Origin of the sequence: Kerstersia gyiorum (genome assembly GCF_004216755.1) — a bacterium.
Classification (GTDB): Bacteria; Pseudomonadota; Gammaproteobacteria; order Burkholderiales; family Burkholderiaceae_B; genus Kerstersia; species Kerstersia gyiorum.
Map to the genome: position 1 here is coordinate 63,517 of NZ_SGWZ01000008.1, position 22,366 is coordinate 85,882.

The following is a 22,366-nucleotide window of genomic DNA, read 5'->3' on the forward strand; positions in this document are numbered from 1 at the left end:
TCTGTCGCCCGCTTTGAAGGAGTGGCGCATGGCACGATCTCCCACCGGCAGCAGGCCGAAACTCGTCATCAATCCGCCGGTGTTCTGGTCGGCAGCAGGGCTGATCCTGCTGCTGGTCGTACTGACTTCAGCCTTCCCCATCCGTGCTCAGGCGCTGTTTGCGGTCGCGCAGGACTGGATTGTCATCAATGCCAGCTGGTTCTATATCCTGACGGTTGCATTGATCCTGCTGTCCATCATGTTCTGCATGATCAGTCGTTACGGCGGCATCAAGCTGGGGCCAGACCACAGCCAGCCGGACTACAGCAACACCACGTGGTTTGCCATGCTGTTTTGTGCAGGCATGGGCATCGGACTGATGTTCTTCGGCGTGGCCGAACCGCTGATGCATACCATCGCGCCCCCCGTGGGCGATCCGATGACAGTGGCGGCGGCCAAGGAGGCCATGCGCATCACCTTCTTCCATTGGGGGCTGCATGCCTGGGCCATCTATGCGGTCGTGGCGCTGTCGCTGGCGTTCTTCTCGTTTCGCCATGGGCTGCCGCTGACGTTGCGTTCCGCGCTCTACCCTCTGATCGGTGAAAGAATACGCGGCCCCATCGGGCATGCCGTGGACGTGTTCGCCATCATTGGCACGGTGTTCGGCGTGGCGACCTCGCTGGGCTTCGGCGTCCTGCAGATCAACAGCGGCCTGAACCTGTTGCTGGACGTGCCGGTAAATACCACCGTGCAGGTCATCCTGATCGCTGTTGCGACGGCGCTGGCCACGATGTCGGCGGCGTCCGGCCTGGACAAAGGGGTGCGGCGCCTGTCTGAACTGAACATGATCCTGGCCATTCTGCTGATGCTGTTCGTGTTCCTGGCCGGCCCTACCGTGTTTCTGCTCAAGGCATTCGTGCAGAACACCGGTTCCTATCTGTCCGAGATCGTCAACAAGACGTTCAACCTGTACGCCTACGAACAGACCGACTGGATGGGCGGCTGGACGCTGCTGTACTGGGCCTGGTGGATTTCCTGGTCGCCCTTCGTCGGCATGTTCATTGCCCGTGTGTCGCGCGGCCGTTCCATCCGCGAGTTCGTGGGCGGCGTGATCTTCGTGCCGGCCGGTTTCACCTTCCTCTGGATGACGGTGTTTGGCGATACGGCCATTCACATGCTGCTGGCTGACGGTTATACCGAGCTGGCCCAGATCGTGAAATCAGACAACTCGCTGGCCTTGTTCGCCTTGCTGGATCGCCTGCCGATGGCGACCTTCATGTCCTACCTGGCCGTCGTGATGGTGCTGATCTTCTTCGTCACCTCGGCCGACTCCGGCGCACTGGTGGTTGATTTGCTGGCGTCCGGCGGCAGCGAGCACAATCCGGTTTGGCAACGGGTGTTCTGGTCTGTTTCCATGGGAGGTCTGGCCATTGTGCTGTTGCTGGCCGACGGACTGGCGGCCTTGCAGACCATGACCATCATCAGCGCCTTGCCGTTTGCGGTGGTTCTGCTGGCAGTACTGGCGGGATTGCTGCGCGCCCTTCGGCTGGACCTGGTCAAGCGCGGCATGCGCTACCAGAACCACCTGGCGCCACGAGCCCAGCATGGGGATGACAATTGGCGCCGCCGCCTGCGCAACCTCATGGTCATGCCGCGCAGAGCGCACGTCAACCGCTTCATCCAGGAAGTCGTCAAACCGGCCTGCGAAGACGTGGCCCAGGAGTTGCAGGGCAATACGCAGGACGTCAAAGTGACCGAACTGGAACAGGGCGGCATACGCCTGGAAGTCATGCACGGCGACGAAATCGACTTCATTTACGAAGTACGCCCCCGCGCCTACGCTCGCCCGACTTTCACCGTCAACAGTGACGACGACAGCAATGACGAGCGCAAGTATTTCCGCGCCGAAGTCCACCTCAAGGAAGGCGGCCAGAACTATGACGTCATGGGCTGGAACCGCAATGCGGTGATCGGGGACATCCTGGACCAATACGAGAAACACTTGCACTACCTGCATCTGCTGCGCTGAAATAGCATTGCTTCGAACGGCCCGCCGGCCGCCCAATTCGAGGGCGGCCGGCGGGCCGTTTTTCGTGGCAGCATTCGCTGCCTATGACGGCGATGACAAGCGAGTGCACTACAGCCTGATCGACGGGAATGCCGCGCTGGTATTGCCAGGGGACGGCGTTCTGGTGCTGGCCGGGCAACCGGATGCGCATTGGTCTCTGGCGGTGCGCTGAGGAGGCAGCTACCTGACGCCGGGGCCTGCTTGCGGATGGATTATCCCAAGGTATATCACCGGCACCCAAAGATGTCGTGCCGCGACCCAAGAGGCCAATGGCATTGCCTGTGGCCGGGTGCGACAATCTTTTTCGTTGCATTAGCCCTGGCCGCGCAGCCGGCAAGGCGCAGGTGCGGCGTCTGACCACTTCACGGAGCCGAGCACATGGACGATGACGAGAGTATGCCCGTTGGCTTGAACGACAAGCCGGCGGGCGGCCCCCAGACCTTCTTCCTGATTGACGACTTTTGCCTTTCACCAGCAAGGGCAGGGGTGTGCTCGGCCTGATCGTTTCGCCGGGGCATCCGGCCTTGCGCGGTTTACAGGATGCACCCCATGCGAACCTTGTTTTTTTCTCGTGCCACGGCACGCAATGCAGCGCCACACGCGTCGGCAGGCTGCAGCGTCCGGCGCGGCCACTGCGCCCTGCAGGAACATGCCAGGCTGTCGCTGGCCGACAGCCTGAAGGTGTTGTCCGGCGACAGGGCCGGGCTGGCTTTCGACGAAGTCTTGCGCCGGCTGGTGCGCAACGGTCCGGATCGTCCCCGCATCCCGCAGGCCGCGCCGCCAGACCTGGCGCGTCTGGCGCGCAGCCTGAAAGACCGGCGCGTGCCGGTGTTGCGACGCCTGGACCTGTATGGTCAGGACGAAGCGCTGGCCCGCCTGGTGCCCGCCAGCCTGCTGGTGCCTGGCGACATTATCGAACTCAACGCCGGCGATATCGTGCCTGCCGACGTGCGTCTGATCCGCAAGGATGGCCTGATGCTGGACCGTGGCATTTTCCAGGCCTGGCCCGACAGTTGCGCCATGGGCGATCGTGTTCTCACCGGCAATGCCAGCGCGCTGGTGCTGGCGACCGGCAACCAGACCCTGCTGGGCCTGTTGCTGCAGGAACCGGTGCATGAGCCGCAGCAGGGGCGGACGCTGTCAGGGATCTGGCGCCAGCTGGGACGCCGGGCCGGGCGCCAGTGGCAGTGCCAGGCTGGCATGCTGATGGGAGGGCTGGGGGTTGCCCTGCTGGCGCTGGCGGCGCCGCGCCCGGCGCAGGCGGCAGAGGTGTCGCTGTATGGCACGCTGGATGTGGGCATCGTATCCACCCATGTGCGCGGCGAGGGGACCGGCAGCGGCCTGATCAGTGGCGGCCAGACCGATTCGCTCTGGGGGGCGAGCGGACGTGAAACGCTGGCGGGGGATGCTTTTGTCAGTTTCACGCTGGAAGGCGGCCTGGATGCCGCGACCGGCCATGCCGAAGACCCGGATCGCCTGTTCAACTACCAGTCCTGGCTGGGCGTGGGCAGCGCAGCCTGGGGCGAACTGAGGCTGGGGCGCCAGTACACTGCCGGCCAGGCTTTTGTGTCCGGCATAGAGGTGGCGGGCTGGAAGGATTTCGGCATGGGGGCGTTGATGCGCGCGGCGGATAACTACCAGGTGTCGAACATGCTGAGCTGGACCAGCCCGCTATGGCAAGGCCTGCAAGCCGGCCTGAGCTATAGCCCGGATGTTGGTGAGCGTGGCTTCAAAAAGGGGCGGGCGCACCTCTTCAGCAGCGCCCTGCAATACGCGATTGAAGACTGGGTGCTGGTTGCCAGCTACGAAACCATGGGTCGTGTGGAGCTGGGCAACGACCGGGCGCGCCGGCCTGCGGCCCTGCAGCTGGGCCTGAGCGCGGACTTCGAGGCCGCCCGGCTGGCCGCTGGCTGGAGCCGTCAGCGCAATGGGTTCGTGGGACGCAATGGCGGCGAGGGTCCGGCCGGACTCGAACCCATGGGCCTGCAAGGCATGGGTCCCATGGAATTCATGGATGGCGGCCGTCTGGATGCAGTCTATGCCGGTGTCGCAGTGCCGTTTGGCAATGATGAGCTGCAATTGCAGTGGTCGCAGGGGGCGGCCGAGCTGGCATTGGCGGGACAGCGGTGAACGGGCCGGGATGGTGCGCGTGATGTCGCTGGGTTATGTGCACTCGCTGTCGCCCCGTACCACGCTATATGGCTTTGCCGCCTTGGGGCAGCGCTATGACCTGGACGATGTTGTCGGCGCCGATGCGCCGCGCACGCGGCGGGTCGCCATGGGGCTGACGCACCACTTTTAGCCCGGGTGTCCGTGCAGGTTGCCTGCACGACCATGATTTTCTTCTCATTTCCGACCTCCTGGCAGGCCTGCCGCCTGCCGTACCGGTCCGGGGTTGCAATCAGTACCATAAGGTGTCCCCATGTTGAACCCATCCCAGGCGGCAGCCGGTCTGCCGCAGCTCTGGCGCAGCGGTGGCGCGTCGCAGCCATCCGGCCTGGCGCCTGTCAGGCCGGAGCAATGGCGCGATGCCGCCGAGCGTGCCGGTTTTTCTTCGCGCCTCATAGATGCAGGCCTGAGCACTCGCCCGCTGCGCCCCCTGTTCAAGGAGCAGGACGGCGAAATCCTGCTGGTATTCGCCGTGCCTGTGCCCGCAGGGCCCGGTAGCGCGCGTCCTTTTACCATCGGTTATCTCTCGTTGCTGGCCAATGAACAGCATGTCCTGGTCGGCAGCCACGCGGCCCAGGCCGCCATGGCGCTGGTCAGCGAAGAGACGGCGCAGGCGGCGGGCTCAGGCAGGCAGGCGGCCGGCCTGCTGCGCGACGGCGCCCATCGCTTCATCGAGGCGCTGCGGGAGATCAATGCCGGCGTCGATGGCATCGAGGAGCACCTCAGGAGCGCCATCGTCAACCGGCAGATCTTCGACCTGCTCGAACACAACAAATGCCTGAACCAGCTGTTCGGCGCGCTGGAGTCCAACCTCAAGCTGCTGCAGCGGGTGCAGGCCTCGACGCTGCTGCACCAGGATGCCCGGGCGCGCCTGATTCTCGACGATGCCATGGTGGAAATGGGCCAGGCGCGCGCCATGGCCGAGATCCACAACGTCAATCTGAGCAACCTGATGGACGCATATTCTGCGGCGGTGGAAAACAACCTGAGCCTGGTCGTGCAATACCTGTCCATCTTTGTCATCGTTGCCGCGGTTCCCATGGGGATCGCCGGTATCTACGGCATGAACACGCCGTTGCCGTTCCAGGACGAACCTTACGCGCTGCCGGTGTTGGGGCTGCTGAGCCTGTTGCTGGCGGCCCTGATGGTGGCCGTGTTCAAGGCACGCCGCATCCTTTGATTTCGCAGGAGAAAACCTATGCTGCACTTCTATAAAAGTGATGACGCGGGCGTGCTGGCCCAGGTCGGGGATATCGCCCACAACGCTATCGTCCACATGGAGAATCCGGACGCTGGTGAAATCAGCCGGGTGGCGCAAGCCTTGGCCATCCCCCTCGATTTCTTCGAGGATTCGCTGGATCGTGACGAATTGCCGCGCATCGCCCAGCAGGGCGGCGCCACGCTGATCGTCGTCAATGCACCCCGGCGTATTGCAGGGGATGCACCTGCCTGGCGCACCACGCCGGTGGGTGTGATCCATGTGCAAGATCATCTGGTGATCGTGTCGCGTGAAAAGCTGGAACTGGTCGATGACCTGTTGCACGGCCGTCATGGGGACTTCCGCAGCTATATGAAGACCCGCGTCAGCCTGCTGCTGTTCCGCGCCATTGCCCAGGCCTATGACGACAGCCTGCAACAGATCAACCAGCAAGTGGCCGTATTGCAGAAGAAAATCAAGTCTTCCTACCGCAATACCGAGCTTTTCGCACTCATCGCGCTCAATAAGAGCCTGGTGAGCTTCTCGACCGCGCTCAGCGCCATGGCCATTCTCTACCGGCGCCTGATGGCAGGGCAGGATATCCGTATCCATGACGAAGAGAAGCGGCGCCTGCACGACATTCTGATCGACATCCGCCAGGCGGCGGAGATCACTGAGATGCGGCGCGAAAGCCTGAGCAATCTGATGGATGCCTATGCCGCCATCATTCACAACAACCTCAATTCAGTGCTCAAGGTGCTGACGGCCTTGACCATCATCATGGTCATTCCCACGATGATAGGCAGCATTTTCTCGATGAACGTCGCTTTGCCCTATGAGGAAGAGTGGATTTCCACCGTGGTGGTCGGGGTGGGCATGCTGCTGCTCAGCGCGGCCCTGATCTTTGTCTTCTACAAGAAAAAATACCTGCGGCAGTAAGGCTTCCGGCCTGCTGCGCGGAATCCTGCGGAGAATTCCCAGCATGATGCATATTTATACCCAAGACGCCCAGGGCCAGTTTGTCCGGACCGAGGCCATTCCTGCTTGCGGCTGGATCCAGCTGCAAGATCCCCGGCCTGAGGAACTGCACCAGGTGGCCAGCGCCACCGGCCTGCCGTTTGCCTTTTTTGAGGACGCATTGCGCCCGGAAGAGCGTCCCAGGGTGGAGCGGCAAGGCCAGGCCTGCCTGGTCCTGCTGCACGAACCCTGCCGCGACGAGCGCGTCGGCGCCATTGACGAGGACGTGAAGTATCGCAGCCTGCCGCTCGGCGTCATCGTGGCTGGGGACCTGATCGTGACGGTCAGCCGCCAGGTGTCGGTGATTTCGCCGGATTTTTTCCAGCGCCACGGCCTGCGGCTGGCGCCCGGACGTCAGGCCGGCAACGTGATGGCGCTGGTGGAGGGCATTGCCCAGGCCTTCGGCGGCGTCATGCAGGACATAGATGCGGACATTGCCAGCGCCGAAGCCGAGCTGGCGCGTTCCTACCGGAACCGGGAGCTGTATGCCTTGCTCTATCTGAATGAAAGCCTGATCTACATGACCACTGCGCTGAAGAACATGATGCACGTCATGAACCGGATACGCCACGATGACTATTTGCCGCTGGGGCCGGACGAAGCCGCCATGTTCGAGGTGGCGCAGGCGGAACTGGACCAGGCGCATGCCGTGACGCACATCAGCCAGCTAAACCTGAACAACGTCATGGATGCCTACGGCAATATCATCCAGAACAACGTCAGCCACATCGTCAAGTTCCTGACGGCAGTCACGATCGTGCTGTCCATCCCGACGCTGATCGCCAGCATCTACGGCATGAATGTGCCGCTGCCTTACCAGGAAGAGCCCGGCGCCTTCACCGCCATTGTCGTCGGCATGGTCGTGATTAGCGGCCTGGTGGCCTGGATATTCCAGAAGAAGCGCTATTTCTGAGCATGAAAACCGGCCGGCACCAGGGCGGGGGAAAGCTGGTGCCGGTGCGGGATCAGAAGCGGTGGTTCAGGCCTATCATGACGCCGGTCTGGTTGCTGCCGACAGCAGCGCCGCCCCAGGCTGCCACGCCGATGCCGGGAGTGACGCTGACGGCACTGTTCTTCTGGTTGCGCATGTGGCCGGTGGTGATGTAGCCCGAGGTGCGCTTGGAGAAGTTATAGATGCCTCGCAGATAGAGGGCGGTGGCTTCGCCGTTGCCGCGCCGGCGGCTGACCGCCATCTCGGTTTCCGAGTCGGCATTGCTGATCATGCGCACGAGCTGCGTGTTGATGACGAAGCGTCCGATTGGGTAGGACAGGCCGACGAAGAAGGTATTGGTGGTGAACTTGATTTCGCCCGGGGTGGCGTCGGTATCCGGCGTGTGGCGGCGCTGCATCCAGCCACCGCTGAGCGTGATGTCACCCGTGAAGGTGTAGTAGCCGTTGATGCCGAAGCGGTCGTCATGCGCGTGCAGGCTGCCCAGCCCCCAGAAGGATTCATTGGGCCCGCCGGTCACGCGGTCGAAGGCGGCGCCAAAGCCGTAATTGGCCGCGTTGTACTTCACATAGACGCCTTTCTCCTTGCACGAGCCGTTGTTATTGGTGGCCGAGCCGCCGCAGGTGGTGCCGGAAGGGCCGCCGGTGGCGTTGTCACGGCCGAAGCTGTAGGTACCGCCGAACGTGAAATTGTCGATCTTGTTGCTATAGCCGATGGCGTTGTCGGCGCGCGCGTTGGGAATGTAGGGGTCGAAGTTGCCCAGGCCATGCACGCTGGGGCCCATGACATCGGCGGGCGACATCAGGTACAGCGTAGTGGGCGTGTACTGGCGGCCCAGCTGGATCGTGCCATATGGGCCGCTGATGCCCAGGATGGCGGTGCGGCCAAACAGGCGGCCGGCCTGGGCGCTATTGCCATCGCCGGGCGAAAAGCCGCTTTCCAGCTGGAAGAAGGCGCGGTAGCCGTCGCCCAGATCTTCCGAACCCTTCAGGCCCCAGCGGGAGGGGGCGATGCCGCCGGTGGCAATCGGAAAACGGGTAACGCTGGAGGTGCCCGCATCACTGCCTGCCGGGCCTTGCGGAACCTTGTTGGTCCATTCGATACCGGTATCAATCATGCCGTAGAGGGTGACTTCCTGCGCTTGGGCTGTGCCTGCAAAACATGAGAGAACGCAGGCGGCAGCGAAATAGTGCTTGGTCTTCATGAACATCCTTGGTGCTGTTGGTGGTTGGTGGAAAGCCTGGTTGTCGATTTTTAGGTTGTCTTAATTGTTATTTTTGATAATTAAACATTGGCAGCCAATACAGGAAAACAGCATCAGTGTTTCTCTGTATGGCAACTTTGAAATTGTTTTGTAACACATAAATTGGCTGTGTTTTGCGAGATTTTTTGTCGTTTCAACAGTAAATCAGTACGTTTTAAGCAGTTGTTTTACTTTTCACGCAATGTTCGTGCGTTTTTGATTTACCGTTGAAATATTTCTTCCCATATGTTAATTAATTTATTTTGGTAATTAAAATATTGCCATGCAGCACGCCCTGGAAAAGCGGGGTGCGGGGCGGGAGTGCAGGCGGGCGGGGAGCCCGTCATGGCTGGTTGGAGGCGGCTGGCAGTGCGTTTTGTGCAGGAGCGGCGCGCCACTGTCCGGCTCGTGCGCACCAGGCGGACAGACGAAAAAAAACCCTGCCGGGGCAGGGTTGGGTGGAGCGGAGCGGGAAGGGCTTAGAAGGCCCAGTCCTCGTCTTCGGTGTTGACGGCTTTGCCTATGACATAGGAAGAGCCAGAGCCGGAAAAGAAGTCGTGGTTTTCGTCGGCGCCAGGTGAAAGCGAGGCCAGGATGGCAGGGTTGACGTTGGTGACGGCTGCGGGGAACAGGGATTCATAGCCCAGGTTCATCAAGGCCTTGTTGGCGTTGTAATGCAGGAACTTCTTGACGTCTTCGGTCCAGCCAACGCCGTCGTACAGCTCTTCGGTATAGCGAATTTCGTTGTCGTACAGCTCGTGCAGCAGTTCGAAGGCGTAATCCTTGACTTCCAGCCGGCGCGCCTCGGAGACCTGTTCCAGGTTGCGCTGGAACTTGTAGCCGATGTAGTAGCCGTGCACGGCTTCATCGCGGATGATGAGCCGGATCAGGTCGGCGGTATTGGTCAGCTTGCCCCGGCTGGACCAGTACATCGGCAGGTAGAAGCCGGAGTAGAACAGGAAGGATTCCAGGAAGACGCTGGCTACCTTGCGCATCAGCGGGTCTTCGGCGCGGTAGCGTTCCAGGATCAGGCTGGCCTTGCGCTGCAGGGCTTCATTTTCCTCGCTCCAGCGGTAGGCGTCATCCACGTCCGGCGTCAGGCACAGCGTGGAAAAAATGGAGCTGTAGGAACGCGCATGCACGGCTTCCATGAAGCTGATGTTGGTGTACACCGCTTCCTCGTGCGGCGTCAGCGCATCATTGATCAGCGCCGGGGCGCCCACCGTGTTCTGGATGGTGTCCAGCAGCGTCAGACCGGTGAATACCCGGATGGTGGTCTGCTGCTCCAGCGGCGTCAGCGTGGCCCAGGCGGGAATGTCATTGGAAAGGGGGACTTTCTCGGGCAGCCAGAAATTGCCGGTCAGGCGGTTCCAGACTTCGAGGTCCTTGTCGTCTTCGATGCGGTTCCAGTTGATTGCATCGACGCGCTTGAGCCGCTTGGCGGCCAGCGGGCTGGGCGGGTTGGTGCTCATGGCAGTTTCCGTGGTTCTGGGGGGGCGGCTCATAGCGTGCAGGACACGCAGCCTTCGACGGCGGTGCCTTCCAGCGCCATCTGGCGCAGCCGGATGTAATAGATGGTTTTGATGCCCTTGCGCCAGGCGTAGATCTGCGCCCGGTTGATATCGCGCGTCGTGGCGCTGTCGCGGAAGAACAGCGTGAGCGACAGCCCCTGGTCCACGTGCTGGGTCGCGGCGGCATAGGTGTCTATGATTTTCTCCGGCCCGATTTCATAGGCATCCTGATAGTAGGCCAGGTTGTCGTTGCTCATGTAAGGGGCGGGGTAATAGACGCGCCCGATCTTGCCTTCCTTGCGGATTTCGATCTTGGCCACAATGGGGTGGATGCTGGAGGTCGAATGGTTGATGTACGAAATCGACCCGGTAGGTGGTACGGCCTGCAGGTTCTGGTTGTAGAGCCCGTGTTCGCGTACGGCGGCTTTCAGTGCGCGCCAGTCTTCCTGGGTGGGAATGGCAATGCCGGCTTGCCGGAACAACTCGGCCACGCGCTGGGTGGCAGGCTGCCAGGCCTGTTCCGTATATTTGTCGAAGTATTCGCCGCTGGCGTATTTGGATTCCTCGAAGCCGGCAAAGCGCTGGCCGCGTTCATAGGCCAGCAGGTTGGAGGCGCGCAGGGCGTGGTAGGTCACTGTGTAGAAGTACATGTTGGTGAAGTCCACGCCTTCCTCTGAACCATAGAAAATGCGTTCGCGGGCCAGGTAGCCGTGCAGGTTCATCTGCCCCAGGCCGATGGCGTGCGATTGGGCATTGCCATGGGCAATGGAGGGCACCGAACGGATATCGCTCATGTCCGATACGGCCGTCAGGCCGCGCACGGCCACTTCCACGGTACGGCCGAAATCGGGAGAATCCATGGTCTTGGCGATGTTCAGCGAGCCGAGATTGCAGGAAATGTCCTTGCCCAGGTCCGTGTAGGAGAGGTCTGGGTCGTAGCTGGCCGGCGCATTGACCTGCAGGATCTCCGAGCACAGGTTGCTCATGTTGATCCGCCCCTTGATGGGGTTGGCGCGGTTGACCGTATCCTCGAACATCAGGTACGGATAGCCCGATTCGAACTGGATCTCGGCCAAGGTCAGAAAGAATTCGCGCGCATTGATCTTGCTCTTGCGGATGCGCGGGTCGTCCACCATCTCGCGGTATTTTTCCGTGACGCTGATGTCGCCGAAGGGCTTGCCATAGACGCGTTCCACGTCATAGGGCGAGAACAGGTACATGTCCTCGTTGTCGCGTGCCAGCTGGAAGGTGATATCGGGCACGACGACACCCAGCGACAGCGTCTTGATGCGGATTTTCTCGTCGGCGTTCTCGCGCTTGGTGTCCAGGAAACGCAGGATGTCGGGGTGGTGGGCATTCAGGTAGACCGCGCCGGCGCCTTGGCGTGAACCCAGCTGGTTGGCGTACGAGAAGGCATCTTCCAGTAGCTTCATGATGGGAATGATGCCGGAGGACTGGTTTTCGATCTGCTTGATGGGGGCGCCGGCTTCCCGGATGTTGCTCAGCAGGAAGGCTACACCGCCGCCGCGCTTGGAGAGTTGCAGCGCCGAATTGATGGCGCGGCCGATGGACTCCATATTGTCTTCAATGCGCAGCAGAAAGCACGACACCAGCTCGCCGCGCTGCTTCTTGCCGGCGTTCAGGAAAGTGGGGGTCGCGGGTTGGAAGCGGCCGCTGATGATTTCATCGACCAGCGCCAGCGCCAGGCCTTCGTTGCCCTGGGCCAACGCGAGCGCGACCATGCAGACGCGGTCTTCGTAGCGTTCCAGGTAGCGCTTGCCGTCGAAAGTCTTGAGCGTATAACTGGTGTAATACTTGAAGGCGCCCAGGAAGGTGGGGAAGCGGAACTTGCGTGCGTAGGCATCGGTGAACAGCTGGTGGATGAAATCCGGCGAATACTGACGCAGCACGTCGGCCTCGTAGTATTCCTTTTCCACCAGGTAATCGAGCTTTTCCTGCAGGTTGTGAAAGAACACCGTGTTCTGGTTCACATGTTGCAGGAAGTATTGCCGCGCCGCCATGCGGTCTTTGTCGAACTGTATCTGCCCTTGCTCGTCGAACAGATTGAGCATGGCATTGAGCGCGTGAAAATCCAGTTCAGCGCTGGCGGCGGCTTTCGGTATCAATGTTGTCGTTTCCAAAATGCTTGTACTCCGTGGCGGACTTTGATGACATCTTCTTCTGTTCCCAGCATTTCGAAGCGGTACAGCAGCGGCACCTTGCACTTCTGCGCAATGATGGTGCCGGCCAGGCAATAGGCCGTACCGAAATTGGTATTGCCGGCGGCAATCACGCCACGCAGGAGCGCGCGATTGGCTTCGTGGTTCAGGAAGTGGATGACGGCCTTGGGCACGGCGCCGGCGGGGTGGCCGCCGCCGTAGGTCGGGACGATGAGAATGTAGGGTTCAGGCGCCAGCAGAAAGGCGTCCCGCGAGGACAGGGGAATACGGTGGGCAGCCATGCCCAGTTTTTCAACGAAGCGCTGGGTATTGCCGGAGCTGGTGGAAAAAAAGATGATCTGGCCCATGGCTGCGGGTTCCTGGTCCTGCTGATTGCTTGGTAAGCGGCTGGGAAAAGCACGGAGCGAGGTCGGGTCCGGCTGCCCGCCTGCCTGCCGGATTTGCCTGCCTGGCAGAAGCAGGCAGCCTGGGGACGCTGCCGCCACCCTGGCTGGCACCGGTCACCGGCCTCAGGCCAGCGCGCTGATCTTGTCCGGACGGAAGCCCGACCAGTGGTCCGCGCCGGCCACCACGACGGGGGCCTGCTGGTAGCCCAGATCGCGCACCTTTTGCAGGGCGACAGCATCTTCGGTCAGGTCCACGACCTGATAAGTGATGCCCTGTTTATCCAGTGCCCGGTAGGTGGCGACGCATTGCACGCAAGCCGGCTTGCTATAAACAGTAACGATCATGATTGCTATTCCTTGGATTGGTTTGAAAATTCCTGCATCGCGCAGAAAACGGCTGGCGCGGGATGAGGCAGGAATGAACGGGAAGTTAAGCTATCTGGTGCACAGAATAGCAAAATAGTACTAGATGTAGTGGTTGCATTTTGGTTTAACCATAAATCTAGTGGTTGTATTGAATGCCGGATCAGGCCCGGAACCGCGCCAGTTCTGGCCTTGGCGGGCGCTTGCGGGCATGGCGGCCAGCGCCGGCGATATTGTTACGAAGCGCAAACCGCGTTAGCGGCTGACGTCAGCCCTCGGGCTGCCCCGAACCTGGATGCCAGGGCCGGGCGGCGGTGTTCAAAGCCTGCCGAATGGCGTATTCTCTCGGCAGCGAGCCGGTACCGAGGGGTGCCGGCGTTTTTCTGATGCGGTTCTGCGCCATGTATTACACCTTCCTGCTGTTTGTTGTCCTGACCCTTCTGCCTCTGCTGCTGATGACGCTGCCTGCCTATCTGCGCAGTGCGCGCGGCGGCGATGGCCGTGTCAAGTTCTGGTGGGGATTGTGCCTGGCAGGCACGGCGCTCTGGGGGTTGGCGCTGGTCGTATTCTCGGACAGCTGCCTGTCGTTTGGCGGCGGCCAGGTCGTCTGTCATTCCCAGCTGGTATTGCCCGAATGGTTCCGCATGGCGGCGCTGGTCTACGTGCCGCTGGGCGGCGTGGTGGTGCCGGTCCTGTGGTTCATGGTGTTTTATGTCGCAGTGCGGTGCGCTCAGCGCCGGCGCGCCCAGGCCGGAGAGGCCTGAGCGGCAGCCCTGATATTTGCCCTTGGGGAAGGGTGAATCGGTGGCAGGTATGCGCGGGGAGCCTGTTTTTCTATCGGAACGAATCCAAGACTGTCTTGAGGCAGCACGGAATGGAGCAGGAATGACGGAGACAGCGCAAAACAAGGCGCCAACAGACCCAAGACCCGCCGCTGCGGCGCCACCCGGTGCCGTGGTTCCCCGCAGAATCCTCTGGTACGCCGTCCTGGTCATATTGATCGCAGGCAATCTGCGTCCAGTGTTTCCCAGTCTGGCAGCGTTGCTGCCGGAAATCATGGCAGCGCTGGACATGTCGGCGGCTCAGGCCAGCTATCTGACCACCTTGCCAGTCATTTGCCTGGGCATATTCGCCCCGTTGGCACCGGTCATGGCGCGCCTCCGGGGTGTCGAACGCACCATGTTCTGGGCGCTGCTGCTGTTGACGCTGGGTTCCGCGCTGCGTTTGGTTGAATCATTCTGGGTGCTGCTGCTGGCATCGGCCATGGCAGGCACCGCCATTGCCATTGGCAACGTTCTGTTGCCTGGGCTGGTCAAACGCGATTTTCCCAGGCACATGGCCTTGATGACCGGCCTGTACACCACCTTCCTCTGTGCTGGGGCGGCCTGTGCGGCCGTGCTGACCGTGCCATTGGCGCGTGCCACGGAATGGAACATGGCCCTGGCTGCCTGGGCGCTGCCGGCGGCGCTGGTCGCGCTGTTCTGGGGCGTGCATTTGCGCCGCCTGCCCGCACACCAGCCGGCTGCACCGGCGCCGCAACGGCCGGCTGCCGTCTGGCGAGACCCTTTGTCCTGGCAACTGACAGGCCTCATGGGGCTGCAATCGGCTTTGGCTTACTGTGTCTTTGGCTGGCTGGCACCCATTATGCGTAGCCGGGGCATGGATGCGGGCATGGCTGGCGTGATGGTGTCGGTATCCATCGTGGTGCAGATGGTGGCTTGCCTGTTCGTTCCCCATTTCGTCGTACGCTGTCGCGACCAGCGCTGGATCGCCAGCGTACTGGCGCTGTTTGCCGGTGGCGCCTTGCTGGGCCTGTTGTATCTGCCGTTGTCGCTGGCCTGGTTCTGGATGGTGATCCAGGGGCTGGGGCAGGGTGGCCTGATCGCGCTGGCCATGACATTTATCGTGCTGCGCGCGGCAGATTCCGCCGTGGCCTCGCGGCTGTCTGGCATGGCGCAAGGCGGCGGCTATATTCTTGCGGCGCTGGGGCCCCTGCTGGTCGGGTTGCTGCTGGAGTGGACCGGCAGCTACGCCAGTTCCGGTTGGCTGTTTGGCGGACTGGCGCTGGGGGTTGCCATCACGGGCTGGGGCGCTGGCCAGGGCCGGGTAGTGCGGGCCTGACAGGTGGGCAAGGCAGCCTTGCCGCCGTAGGCGAGGGGGCTGGTGTACGGGTATGACGGTCCGGCCCCCTGGGGGGCTGCCTGGCTCAGGATTTCATCAGAGGCAGGCGGCCGCCCGTGGCCAGTGCACGCTCCATCTGCACGCCGCGGCGGAAGCGGTACAGCTTGGCCGGGCGCCCGCCGGTTTGAGTCGATGCGCCGGTTTCCTCCACCAGGTCCTGCTGGGCAATCAGGCGACGGAAGTTTTGCTTGTGCAGGCGCCGTCCCGCCAGGGCCTCGACGGCCTGCTGCAATTGCAGCAGGCTGAAGCTTGCAGGCATCAATTCATAGATGACCGGCCGGTACTTCAGCTTGGCGCGCAGGCGTGTCATGGCCGTGGCCAGAATGCGGCGGTGATCGTACAGCATGCTGCGCCCGGGCAGCAGGTCGGTGCCAGCAGTCGGGGATTCCGGCACCAGGCTGGCTTCATAGAGCAGTTCGTAGCGCGGTAACGTGCGTTCTTCATCCCAGATATCGTTTTCCAGGCCGAAAAGCGCGCAGCAGCGCTGCCACTGGCGTTCGCGCAGGCCGCGTGGCTGGCTGCGCGCCCAGGCGCGCAGGCGGGTGGCGATATCGGCGAGCAGCAAGGCATTGCTGTCGTCGCGGCGGTCTTCCCAGGGGAAGTATTCATACCAGCTGCGCCAGCTTGCATCCAGATCCGCCGGCGCGTCGCCTGCCAGGGTGAGGCCGAGATAGCTGATGGATATCGTGCGCATGTCCGGGGCATCCGCATGGCGGCCGCGATCGGCAAAGGTGTAGAGCTGTTCGAGATAGCCCAGCGGGTGGTGGGTTTGCGCCTCTACCCAGCCGCGCAGGCCGGCCTGCAGCGAACGGTGGGCCATGACGAAGGGGCCGGCGGGGAAGGTAAGCCCGCCCTGAATGGTCAGGACGGAGGGCGCCTGGCTGTCGGCGGCGGCCAGGACGGCCACCAGTTCCACAGCCAGTGTATCGGAAGCCAGGGTCTGCATGACGATGATCGGTGCCGGGTCAGGTCAGGCGCGAGGCGACGAAACGCTTGAAGGGGCTGGCCGAACTGGCGAAGCGCAAAGTGGCTTCGCGCAGCAGGCGGCCCGGCGGCGTGTCGTTGGTGAACATGGTGACGACCAGATTGGTGGACAGGAACAAGGGCAGCGTGTGCAGGCGGTGGGCGCGCTCATAGCGCTTGAGCCAGCTGCTGTCGCCGATATCCGCATTGCGCCTTGCTGCGGTCAATACCTGTCGCGACAGGCTGGCCACACTGCGCAGGCCCAGGTTGAAACCATGCGCGGTGACCGGGTGCATGCCCACGGCGGCGTCGCCCACCAGCGCGAAGCGCGGGCCGGCGAAACGGTAGGCATAGACCCCGACCAGCGGATACACGTGGCGAGTGCTGGCCGTGCTCATCTTTCCCAGGCGCTGATCAAAGCGCCGCGTCATCTCGTCGGCGAAGCTGGCGTCATCCAGTGCCTGCAGTGCCTGGATCTGGTGGTGCGGCAAGGTCAGCACGGCCGAGGCGCGCAGGCCGTTGAGCGGCAGCAATGCCAGCGTCTGGCCATAGCCGAACCATTCCCAGGCGACGTGGCCATGGTCGATTTCATGATCCAGGCGGCCGACCATCATGGATTTGCCGAAATCGTGCATATAAGCGCCTATGCCCATGGCACGGCGCATCGAGGAAAAGCGGCTGTCGGCGGCGACCAGCAGGCGGGTGTGCAATTGGCGGCCATCGGACAGGCTGACCCGCGTGCTGTGCTCGCCCGGTTCTACCGTGACGGCACTGGTGCCGTCGAGCACCTCGATGGTCGGACGCTGAGACACCGCCTGCCAGGCCGCGCGCCGGATACAGCAATTGGGTACCAGCCAGCCCAGCTGGTCGCTGCCGCCGGCCTGAGCGGTGATCGCCATGGGGTTGCGCGAGCTGCCGTTGAATACGTGTGCGTCGCGCAGCAGGGAAATGTCGTCTTCGGCAATCAGTTGCCAGACGCCCAGTTCTTCAAGCAACTGGCGCGATTCGTGCGATAGCGCAATCTCGCGGCCATCGAAGGCGGGGTCGGCCAGGCTGGAGGCCGGCTGCTGTTCAACGATGGTCACGGACAGGCCGCCCGCCGACAGGGCGCGCGCCAGGCACAGGCCGGCGGGGCCGGCGCCGACGATGACGACATCCTTTTCCGCAGCGTGGGTCATGAGGTACTCCAGAAAGACAGATAGGCGGCAGTTTAGAGCCTGTTTGCAGGCGGCGCCATGCCGGTGGCAGGCGCACTTGATCCAGCACAAGCGGGGCTGGCGGCCGCGCCCTGCATAATACCCAATGCGCGCCGCCTGCGCTGTATTCCCGACAGCAGTCTGTTGCATAAATCTGCCCGAATCAGCGGCTTTTCGCTTAGTATTCACCAGCCGTACCCAGGTTTTCCCTGTGCGGTCTTCTTCTTCATTTTTTACAGTGGCGACCATGCGCTCTGCACATTTGCACTATCGGGTCTTCGTCCTGTTGCTGACGGTCGTTTCGTTGGCTTTCTTCTGGCTCATGCTGCCGTTCTTCACGGCCATTTTCTGGGGGACTGTTCTGGCGGTGCTGTTCATGCCCCTGAATCAATACATGATGCGTATTCTGCGCGGCCGGAAGAATCTTGCCGCGTTATTGACGCTGTGCGCGGCGTTGTTGTGCGTGATCCTGCCAGTGGCCTTTATCACCGGGGCCTTGGTCAAGGAAATCATCGCGCTCTATGAACGCATCAGTTCCGGGCAGCTTAACTTTTCCCTGTATTTCCACCAGATCGTCAATGCCCTGCCGCCTTCCTTGCAGGAGTACGTGGTGCGCCTGACAGGTGAGGAATCGGGCGGGCAGGGCAAGGTGGCTTCCACCATCATGCAGGTCAGTCAGTATGTGGCTTCCCACGCGGTCAGCCTGGGCCAGAATACGCTGCAATTCGTGGTGGGCGCGGGCATCATGATGTACCTGCTGTTCTTCCTGTTGCGTGATGGCACCTGGCTGTCGCAGCGCATCCGCCGCGCAGTGCCGCTGAGCGACATGCACAAGCAGAACCTGGCGCGTAACTTCACGACCGTGGTGCGCGCAACCGTCAAGGGCAACATCGCGGTGGCTGCGGCGCAAGGCTTGCTGGGTGGCCTGAGCTTCTGGTTCCTGGGCATCCAGGGCGCCTTGCTGTGGGGGGTCGTCATGGCGTTTCTGTCCTTGCTGCCGGCCGTCGGCGCCAGCCTGATCTGGGGCCCGGTGGCCATCTATTTCCTGGTAACCGGCGCAACCTGGCAGGGGGTGTTCCTGCTGCTGTACGGCATCCTGGTGATTGGTCTCATGGATAACGTCTTGCGTCCGCTGCTGGTGGGTAAGGACCTGCGCATGCCGGACTACCTGGTGCTGATTTCCACGCTGGGCGGGCTGACACTATTCGGCTTGAACGGGTTCGTGATGGGGCCGCTGATTGCCGCGTTGTTCATTGCAGTCTGGAATCTGTTCGTGGATATTCCGACGGCGCCTTCTGATCGTCACGGCCGTAATGCGCATCTGCGTTGATAGGCGGAAACGCCAGTATTGATGCGCTTTTTGCGTGTATCTGGAAGGTCTGAAGTGGGTTCCCGGGGCGATTCCGAATGCCCCGGGAAAGACAATTTAAAAAAATTCCGATTTTCCGATTGACTGCGGCTGAAATTCCGGTCATAGTGGAGACGCAGATGGTCAAGCGACGCGGGTTTCAGTACACCAGTCGCCCAGTGTTGGTATCTAGGTTGTGTTCGACGTCCCTTCCTTGATCGTTTCTGGCAATCCCGGGCGTTGCGCCCGTTTATTCAAGGAAGTTTTTAGTTATGGCAACCGGTACCGTTAAATGGTTCAACCCTGAAAAGGGCTTCGGCTTCATCGTTCCTGATGAAGGCGGCAAGGATCTCTTCGCTCACTACTCCGAAATCCGTATCAACGGTTTCAAGTCGTTGGAAGAAAACCAGCGCGTGAGCTATGAAATCGGCGAAGGCCCCAAGGGCCCGAACGCAAAGAACATCGAACTGCTGGCCTAATACCGGCGAGTTCGTTGCCGCATCACCCTTCACCGGGTGATGCGGCAGGAAAAGACCGCAGCCCCAGGCTGCGGTCTTTTTTTATTCTGTCAGGGTTTTCTGACGCTGTGGCGCAATTGGTGGTCTTGTCCAAACTGGTGGCCTGGTCCATCAAGGCGGGTGGGTCCGGTGTCAGTGCGCACGGGCCGGATGCCTGATTGCTGCGCAGCACGCCAGCGCTCAGCGCAGTGCGCTGGCCGAGGCCTCGCGCAGCGCCAGGGTGATCTGCTGCAGCGTGATGGAGCGTATGGCTGCATGTTGCCAGTAGAGCGGTACATCCAGCCAGCGTTCCGTGTCCAGCAGGCTGAGGGTGCCGTCACGCAGCGCAGGTGCAATCAGGGATTCGGGCGCCAGGCACCAGCCCAGGCCCCTGGCTGCAGCTTCCACGAAACCTTTGGATGTGGGAATGTAGTGCACCGGTGGCGTCAGGCGCGCGCGGGTAATGCGGCGCACGAAGCGCCATTGTAGTGCGTCCTTGCGATTGAAGACGATCATGGGGGCGGCGGCGAAGGCTGCTGCATTCAATCCGGCGCCGAAATAGCGTTCGCGGAATGCGGGCGCGGCAATGGCGCGGTAGCGCATCGTGCCCAGCGGCTGGACATTGCAGCCCTGCAAGGGCTGGGGCTCGGCGGTGACCGCACCCAGCACCGAGCCGTCGCGCAGCAGGTCCAGCGTATGGTCCTGGTCATCGACACGGATATCGAAGACATGCCCATGGCGCTGGTGCAGCAGGGCCAGTGCAGCCACGAACCAGGTTTCCAGCGAATCGTCATTGACGGCGATGGCGATAGGGTGGGCCGTTCCCGCCTGGCCAGCCGGCAGGAAGTCGGCGAGCGCTTCGGCCTGCAGCGCCTGCATGGGACGTACACGCCGCAACAGGCGTTCTCCGGCAGGGGTCGGCCGGCATGGGGATTGGCGCACGATCAGCACCTGGCCGAGCCTGTCTTCCAGCGCCTTGATTCGTTGGGAAATAGCCGAAGGCGTGACCGACAGGCGCCGTGCCGCGGCTTCGAAGCTGCCTTCTTCCAGTACGGCGGCAAAAGCGGCGAGTTGTGGGTGTATCAAATCCAAGGCAGCTGTCCAGGCATCGGTATCGAATTAAGAAATTCTTTATATGGTACAGAAAAAATAGCTAGTCTTAATATGGGCTGTCGGCCAGCATAGGCGCTTTCCCGTCTTGTTGCGCTAGTTTCATCCTTATGTACCTTGCTGCTGCCACCACTGGTTTTTTCTCCGGCGCCGGGCTGATCATTGCCATCGGAGCACAGAATGCGTTCGTCTTGCGGCAGAGCCTGGAACGGCGGCATGTCGGGCTGGTGATCAGCGTGTGCGCGCTGGGTGACATCCTGTTCATCGTCTGCGGGGTAGCAGGTATCGAAGCGCTGGTCCGCACGTGGCCGGGCCTGCTGCAATTACTGCGCTTCGGTGGCGCAGCCTTCCTGGCGGTCTATGGCCTGATGGCGGCCTGGCGGGCCTGGCGCGGTCAGGCCGCCCTGACGCAGACAGCCGCAGGGGCCGTCTGCCGTCGGCGCGTGGTGCTGGCCTGCCTGGCCTTTACGTTCCTCAACCCCCATGTCTATCTGGACACGATGGTCTTGCTGGGTAGCTTGTCGACCCAGTACGGCGGCCTGACACGCTGGGCCTTCGCCGCCGGCGCCTGCCTGGCCAGCGTGACCTGGTTTTTGAGCCTGGGCTATGGCGCGCGATTGCTGCTGCCGGTGTTCAGGCGTCCGGCTGCCTGGCGGGTGCTGGATGCGCTGGTGGCAGCCTTCATGCTGGTGCTGTGCGTGTTGATGCTGTCGCGGCCCCTGCATTGATCCCGGACGCAGCAAAAATAATCGTCGCAGGCGTCCAGGGCGCAGATCAGCGTGGCAGGACGCGATAGTGTGATTGCACGAAGCCGAATGGGTAGGCGTGCGAACTGACGAGCGTCAAAGGCTGGTCTTCGGGCAGGCTGCCGAATAGCGGGCGGCCTTGCCCCAGAAGCAGCGGAATCGTGGTCAGGGTGATGTCAGTCACCAGGCCAGCTTGAAGAAAGGACTGGATCAGCCGGCCGCCGTCGAGGTACAGCCGGCCATAGCCGGCCTGCTGCGCGGCTTCGACGAGAGCGGCAGGCGAGGCCGCAGTGAGGCGTACCTTGTCAGGCAGGGCCTGGCCGGCAGCCAGCGGAGAGCGCGTGACAACCCAGACCGGCTTGTCGGCATAGGGCCATTGCGGAAATTCCATGACCTTATCGAAGGTGTTGCGGCCCATCACCAGCAGGTCCACGGAGCGCATGAACGTGGCATAGCCGCAATCCTCTCCTGGCGTCACGGCGCCATTGGCGCGTTCCAGCCAGTCAATGGCGCCATCCTGGCGGGCGATGAATCCGTCCAGGGACGAAGCGATGAAAACCGAGCAGCAGAGGGTCATTGCGGAGCAACCTCAGGAGGGGGGGGAGCCGTGGCGCGGGGGCCGGCACCAGGGCCAGGGCCGCCAGTGTACAGATAGCCGCACAGCGTATCCACAATGGCCTGTTGCACGGCTTGCTCCGGGAACTGCGGCCAGGGGGAGAGCACGGCGGCGTGGATCAGGGCTTCCATGGTTTGCAGCAACACCCAGGCCGCCAGGTCCAGGTTCGTGGGCTGGATTTCGTCGCGGTGGCGCTCCAGTATCTGGCGGAATTGCTTGAAGATGGCTTGGTCCGCCGGGCTTTCCTCGGACGGCACGTCATAAAAGGGAAACTCCTTTTCCAGCACGCGATGCAACTCCGGCTCCACCCGATGCACCGCCAGCCATGCACTGACGATGGCCGCCAGGCGATCGCGCAATTGGTTGGGGTAGGGTGCCTGCATGACCGATGCCATGACATCGTATAGCTGCGCGGCATGGCGTTCGTGCAGGGCCGTGATCAGGGAGTCCTTGTTTGGAAAATACTGGTATACGGACCCGATGCTGACCCCGGCTCGTTCAGCGACGAGATTGGTGGTGGTGCCGGCGTAGCCGCGTTCGGACAGAACGCGAGCGGTTGCTTCAAGAATGGCCTCGACCAGGGCTCGGGAACGGGCCTGGCGCGGCGTCTTTCTTGGCTGTTGGAGCGGTTGCATGGCGGTCCGAT

22 protein-coding genes are annotated in these 22,366 nt (G+C 62.1%); 12 read left to right on the forward strand and 10 right to left on the reverse strand.

From position 1 onward, the window contains the following. The first annotated feature begins 28 nt into the window (after nucleotides 1–28). The 7 genes from EV679_RS16970 (at nucleotide 29) to EV679_RS16990 (ending at nucleotide 7,344) form a co-directional block, all read left to right on the forward strand. Nucleotides 29–2,008, forward strand: coding sequence for a BCCT family transporter (locus tag EV679_RS16970; protein ID WP_068374645.1), 1,980 nt, complete (start codon nucleotides 29–31; stop codon nucleotides 2,006–2,008). A gap of 64 nt (nucleotides 2,009–2,072) precedes the next feature. Beyond that, entirely contained in the window at nucleotides 2,073–2,219 is a 147-nt protein-coding gene (locus tag EV679_RS17685) for a hypothetical protein (RefSeq protein WP_165390081.1), read from the forward strand. A gap of 377 nt (nucleotides 2,220–2,596) precedes the next feature. Continuing rightward, a complete protein-coding gene (locus EV679_RS16975; RefSeq protein ID WP_165390082.1) occupies nucleotides 2,597–4,177 on the forward strand; it encodes a porin in 1,581 nt (526 codons plus the stop codon). Nucleotides 4,178–4,187: 10 nt separating this feature from the next. Continuing rightward, nucleotides 4,188–4,349: a hypothetical protein gene (locus tag EV679_RS17690; protein WP_165390083.1), complete on the forward strand. Its 162-nt coding sequence runs from the start codon at nucleotides 4,188–4,190 to the stop codon at nucleotides 4,347–4,349. Between the two features lie 120 nt (nucleotides 4,350–4,469). Then, a complete protein-coding gene (locus tag EV679_RS16980) occupies nucleotides 4,470–5,396 on the forward strand; it encodes a CorA family divalent cation transporter (protein ID WP_130487842.1) in 927 nt (308 codons plus the stop codon). 18 nt (nucleotides 5,397–5,414) lie between these two features. Next, the gene (locus tag EV679_RS16985) at nucleotides 5,415–6,353 is read left to right on the forward strand and encodes a magnesium transporter CorA family protein (RefSeq protein WP_130487843.1); all 939 of its coding nucleotides are present in this window, start codon (nucleotides 5,415–5,417) and stop codon (nucleotides 6,351–6,353) included. Nucleotides 6,354–6,396: 43 nt separating this feature from the next. Next, nucleotides 6,397–7,344 (forward strand): magnesium transporter CorA family protein, encoded by a 948-nt coding sequence (locus tag EV679_RS16990; RefSeq protein ID WP_130487844.1) that lies wholly within the window; start codon nucleotides 6,397–6,399, stop codon nucleotides 7,342–7,344. A gap of 52 nt (nucleotides 7,345–7,396) precedes the next feature. Here the strand turns inward: EV679_RS16990 and EV679_RS16995 are convergent, their stop codons facing one another. From EV679_RS16995 to nrdH, 5 genes are all read right to left on the reverse strand, one after another. Next, a complete protein-coding gene (locus tag EV679_RS16995) occupies nucleotides 7,397–8,584 on the reverse strand; it encodes a porin (RefSeq protein ID WP_068374842.1) in 1,188 nt (395 codons plus the stop codon). A gap of 518 nt (nucleotides 8,585–9,102) precedes the next feature. Further along, the gene (gene nrdF, locus EV679_RS17000; RefSeq protein WP_130487845.1) at nucleotides 9,103–10,095 is read right to left on the reverse strand and encodes a class 1b ribonucleoside-diphosphate reductase subunit beta; all 993 of its coding nucleotides are present in this window, start codon (nucleotides 10,093–10,095) and stop codon (nucleotides 9,103–9,105) included. A gap of 29 nt (nucleotides 10,096–10,124) precedes the next feature. Further along, nucleotides 10,125–12,260, reverse strand: coding sequence for a class 1b ribonucleoside-diphosphate reductase subunit alpha (gene nrdE / locus EV679_RS17005; protein ID WP_238591440.1), 2,136 nt, complete (start codon nucleotides 12,258–12,260; stop codon nucleotides 10,125–10,127). Then, a complete protein-coding gene (nrdI, locus tag EV679_RS17010; RefSeq protein ID WP_068374664.1) occupies nucleotides 12,257–12,661 on the reverse strand; it encodes a class Ib ribonucleoside-diphosphate reductase assembly flavoprotein NrdI in 405 nt (134 codons plus the stop codon). The genes nrdE and nrdI overlap by 4 nt, the downstream gene beginning before the upstream one ends. A gap of 162 nt (nucleotides 12,662–12,823) precedes the next feature. Continuing rightward, entirely contained in the window at nucleotides 12,824–13,045 is a 222-nt protein-coding gene (nrdH, locus tag EV679_RS17015; protein ID WP_068374667.1) for a glutaredoxin-like protein NrdH, read from the reverse strand. Between the two features lie 419 nt (nucleotides 13,046–13,464). Here nrdH and EV679_RS17020 point away from each other — a divergent pair, with 419 nt between their 5' ends. Both EV679_RS17020 and EV679_RS17025 read left to right on the forward strand, forming a co-directional pair. Beyond that, nucleotides 13,465–13,827 carry a hypothetical protein gene (locus tag EV679_RS17020; RefSeq protein WP_130487847.1) on the forward strand — a complete coding sequence of 121 codons (363 nt, stop codon included), beginning with the start codon at nucleotides 13,465–13,467 and terminating at the stop codon, nucleotides 13,825–13,827. Between the two features lie 190 nt (nucleotides 13,828–14,017). Continuing rightward, nucleotides 14,018–15,184, forward strand: a complete 1,167-nt coding sequence (locus EV679_RS17025) for an MFS transporter (protein WP_242611518.1) — start codon at nucleotides 14,018–14,020, stop codon at nucleotides 15,182–15,184. 85 nt (nucleotides 15,185–15,269) lie between these two features. Here the strand turns inward: EV679_RS17025 and EV679_RS17030 are convergent, their stop codons facing one another. Next, nucleotides 15,270–16,190: an NUDIX hydrolase gene (locus tag EV679_RS17030; protein WP_068374672.1), complete on the reverse strand. Its 921-nt coding sequence runs from the start codon at nucleotides 16,188–16,190 to the stop codon at nucleotides 15,270–15,272. Between the two features lie 19 nt (nucleotides 16,191–16,209). Next, nucleotides 16,210–17,385 (reverse strand): 5-demethoxyubiquinol-8 5-hydroxylase UbiM, encoded by a 1,176-nt coding sequence (ubiM, locus tag EV679_RS17035; protein WP_127774662.1) that lies wholly within the window; start codon nucleotides 17,383–17,385, stop codon nucleotides 16,210–16,212. Nucleotides 17,386–17,650: 265 nt separating this feature from the next. Here ubiM and EV679_RS17040 point away from each other — a divergent pair, with 265 nt between their 5' ends. Together EV679_RS17040 and EV679_RS17045 are read left to right on the forward strand one after the other, a co-directional pair. After that, entirely contained in the window at nucleotides 17,651–18,733 is a 1,083-nt protein-coding gene (locus EV679_RS17040) for an AI-2E family transporter (RefSeq protein ID WP_068374678.1), read from the forward strand. A 290-nt stretch (nucleotides 18,734–19,023) separates the two neighbouring features. Beyond that, nucleotides 19,024–19,230: a cold-shock protein gene (locus EV679_RS17045; RefSeq protein ID WP_068374683.1), complete on the forward strand. Its 207-nt coding sequence runs from the start codon at nucleotides 19,024–19,026 to the stop codon at nucleotides 19,228–19,230. A 219-nt stretch (nucleotides 19,231–19,449) separates the two neighbouring features. Here EV679_RS17045 and EV679_RS17050 read toward each other — a convergent pair whose 3' ends face one another. Beyond that, nucleotides 19,450–20,340, reverse strand: coding sequence for a LysR family transcriptional regulator ArgP (locus EV679_RS17050; RefSeq protein WP_127774660.1), 891 nt, complete (start codon nucleotides 20,338–20,340; stop codon nucleotides 19,450–19,452). Between the two features lie 128 nt (nucleotides 20,341–20,468). Between EV679_RS17050 and EV679_RS17055 the strand changes: the two genes are divergently transcribed. After that, the gene (locus EV679_RS17055) at nucleotides 20,469–21,086 is read left to right on the forward strand and encodes a LysE/ArgO family amino acid transporter (protein WP_130487848.1); all 618 of its coding nucleotides are present in this window, start codon (nucleotides 20,469–20,471) and stop codon (nucleotides 21,084–21,086) included. Between the two features lie 46 nt (nucleotides 21,087–21,132). Here the strand turns inward: EV679_RS17055 and EV679_RS17060 are convergent, their stop codons facing one another. Together EV679_RS17060 and EV679_RS17065 are read right to left on the reverse strand one after the other, a co-directional pair. Further along, nucleotides 21,133–21,681, reverse strand: coding sequence for a dihydrofolate reductase family protein (locus EV679_RS17060; protein ID WP_068374697.1), 549 nt, complete (start codon nucleotides 21,679–21,681; stop codon nucleotides 21,133–21,135). Next, entirely contained in the window at nucleotides 21,678–22,355 is a 678-nt protein-coding gene (locus tag EV679_RS17065; protein ID WP_068374700.1) for a TetR/AcrR family transcriptional regulator, read from the reverse strand. The genes EV679_RS17060 and EV679_RS17065 overlap by 4 nt, the downstream gene beginning before the upstream one ends. Nucleotides 22,356–22,366: the final 11 nt, after the last annotated feature.

What these genes read in the sequence shown, in the direction of transcription:
- EV679_RS16970 (WP_068374645.1), top strand. Translation starts at nt 29, where the DNA reads ATGGCACGATCTCCCACCGGCAGCAGGCCGAAACTCGTCATCAATCCG.
- EV679_RS16975 (WP_165390082.1), top strand. Translation starts at nt 2,597, where the DNA reads ATGCGAACCTTGTTTTTTTCTCGTGCCACGGCACGCAATGCAGCGCCA.
- EV679_RS17690 (WP_165390083.1), top strand. Translation starts at nt 4,188, where the DNA reads ATGGTGCGCGTGATGTCGCTGGGTTATGTGCACTCGCTGTCGCCCCGT.
- EV679_RS16980 (WP_130487842.1), top strand. Translation starts at nt 4,470, where the DNA reads ATGTTGAACCCATCCCAGGCGGCAGCCGGTCTGCCGCAGCTCTGGCGC.
- EV679_RS16985 (WP_130487843.1), top strand. Translation starts at nt 5,415, where the DNA reads ATGCTGCACTTCTATAAAAGTGATGACGCGGGCGTGCTGGCCCAGGTC.
- EV679_RS16990 (WP_130487844.1), top strand. Translation starts at nt 6,397, where the DNA reads ATGATGCATATTTATACCCAAGACGCCCAGGGCCAGTTTGTCCGGACC.
- EV679_RS16995 (WP_068374842.1), bottom strand. Translation starts at nt 8,584, where the DNA reads ATGAAGACCAAGCACTATTTCGCTGCCGCCTGCGTTCTCTCATGTTTT.
- nrdF (WP_130487845.1), bottom strand. Translation starts at nt 10,095, where the DNA reads ATGAGCACCAACCCGCCCAGCCCGCTGGCCGCCAAGCGGCTCAAGCGC.
- nrdI (WP_068374664.1), bottom strand. Translation starts at nt 12,661, where the DNA reads ATGGGCCAGATCATCTTTTTTTCCACCAGCTCCGGCAATACCCAGCGC.
- nrdH (WP_068374667.1), bottom strand. Translation starts at nt 13,045, where the DNA reads ATGATCGTTACTGTTTATAGCAAGCCGGCTTGCGTGCAATGCGTCGCC.
- EV679_RS17020 (WP_130487847.1), top strand. Translation starts at nt 13,465, where the DNA reads ATGTATTACACCTTCCTGCTGTTTGTTGTCCTGACCCTTCTGCCTCTG.
- EV679_RS17030 (WP_068374672.1), bottom strand. Translation starts at nt 16,190, where the DNA reads ATGCAGACCCTGGCTTCCGATACACTGGCTGTGGAACTGGTGGCCGTC.
- ubiM (WP_127774662.1), bottom strand. Translation starts at nt 17,385, where the DNA reads ATGACCCACGCTGCGGAAAAGGATGTCGTCATCGTCGGCGCCGGCCCC.
- EV679_RS17040 (WP_068374678.1), top strand. Translation starts at nt 17,651, where the DNA reads ATGCGCTCTGCACATTTGCACTATCGGGTCTTCGTCCTGTTGCTGACG.
- EV679_RS17045 (WP_068374683.1), top strand. Translation starts at nt 19,024, where the DNA reads ATGGCAACCGGTACCGTTAAATGGTTCAACCCTGAAAAGGGCTTCGGC.
- EV679_RS17055 (WP_130487848.1), top strand. Translation starts at nt 20,469, where the DNA reads ATGTACCTTGCTGCTGCCACCACTGGTTTTTTCTCCGGCGCCGGGCTG.
- EV679_RS17060 (WP_068374697.1), bottom strand. Translation starts at nt 21,681, where the DNA reads ATGACCCTCTGCTGCTCGGTTTTCATCGCTTCGTCCCTGGACGGATTC.
- EV679_RS17065 (WP_068374700.1), bottom strand. Translation starts at nt 22,355, where the DNA reads ATGCAACCGCTCCAACAGCCAAGAAAGACGCCGCGCCAGGCCCGTTCC.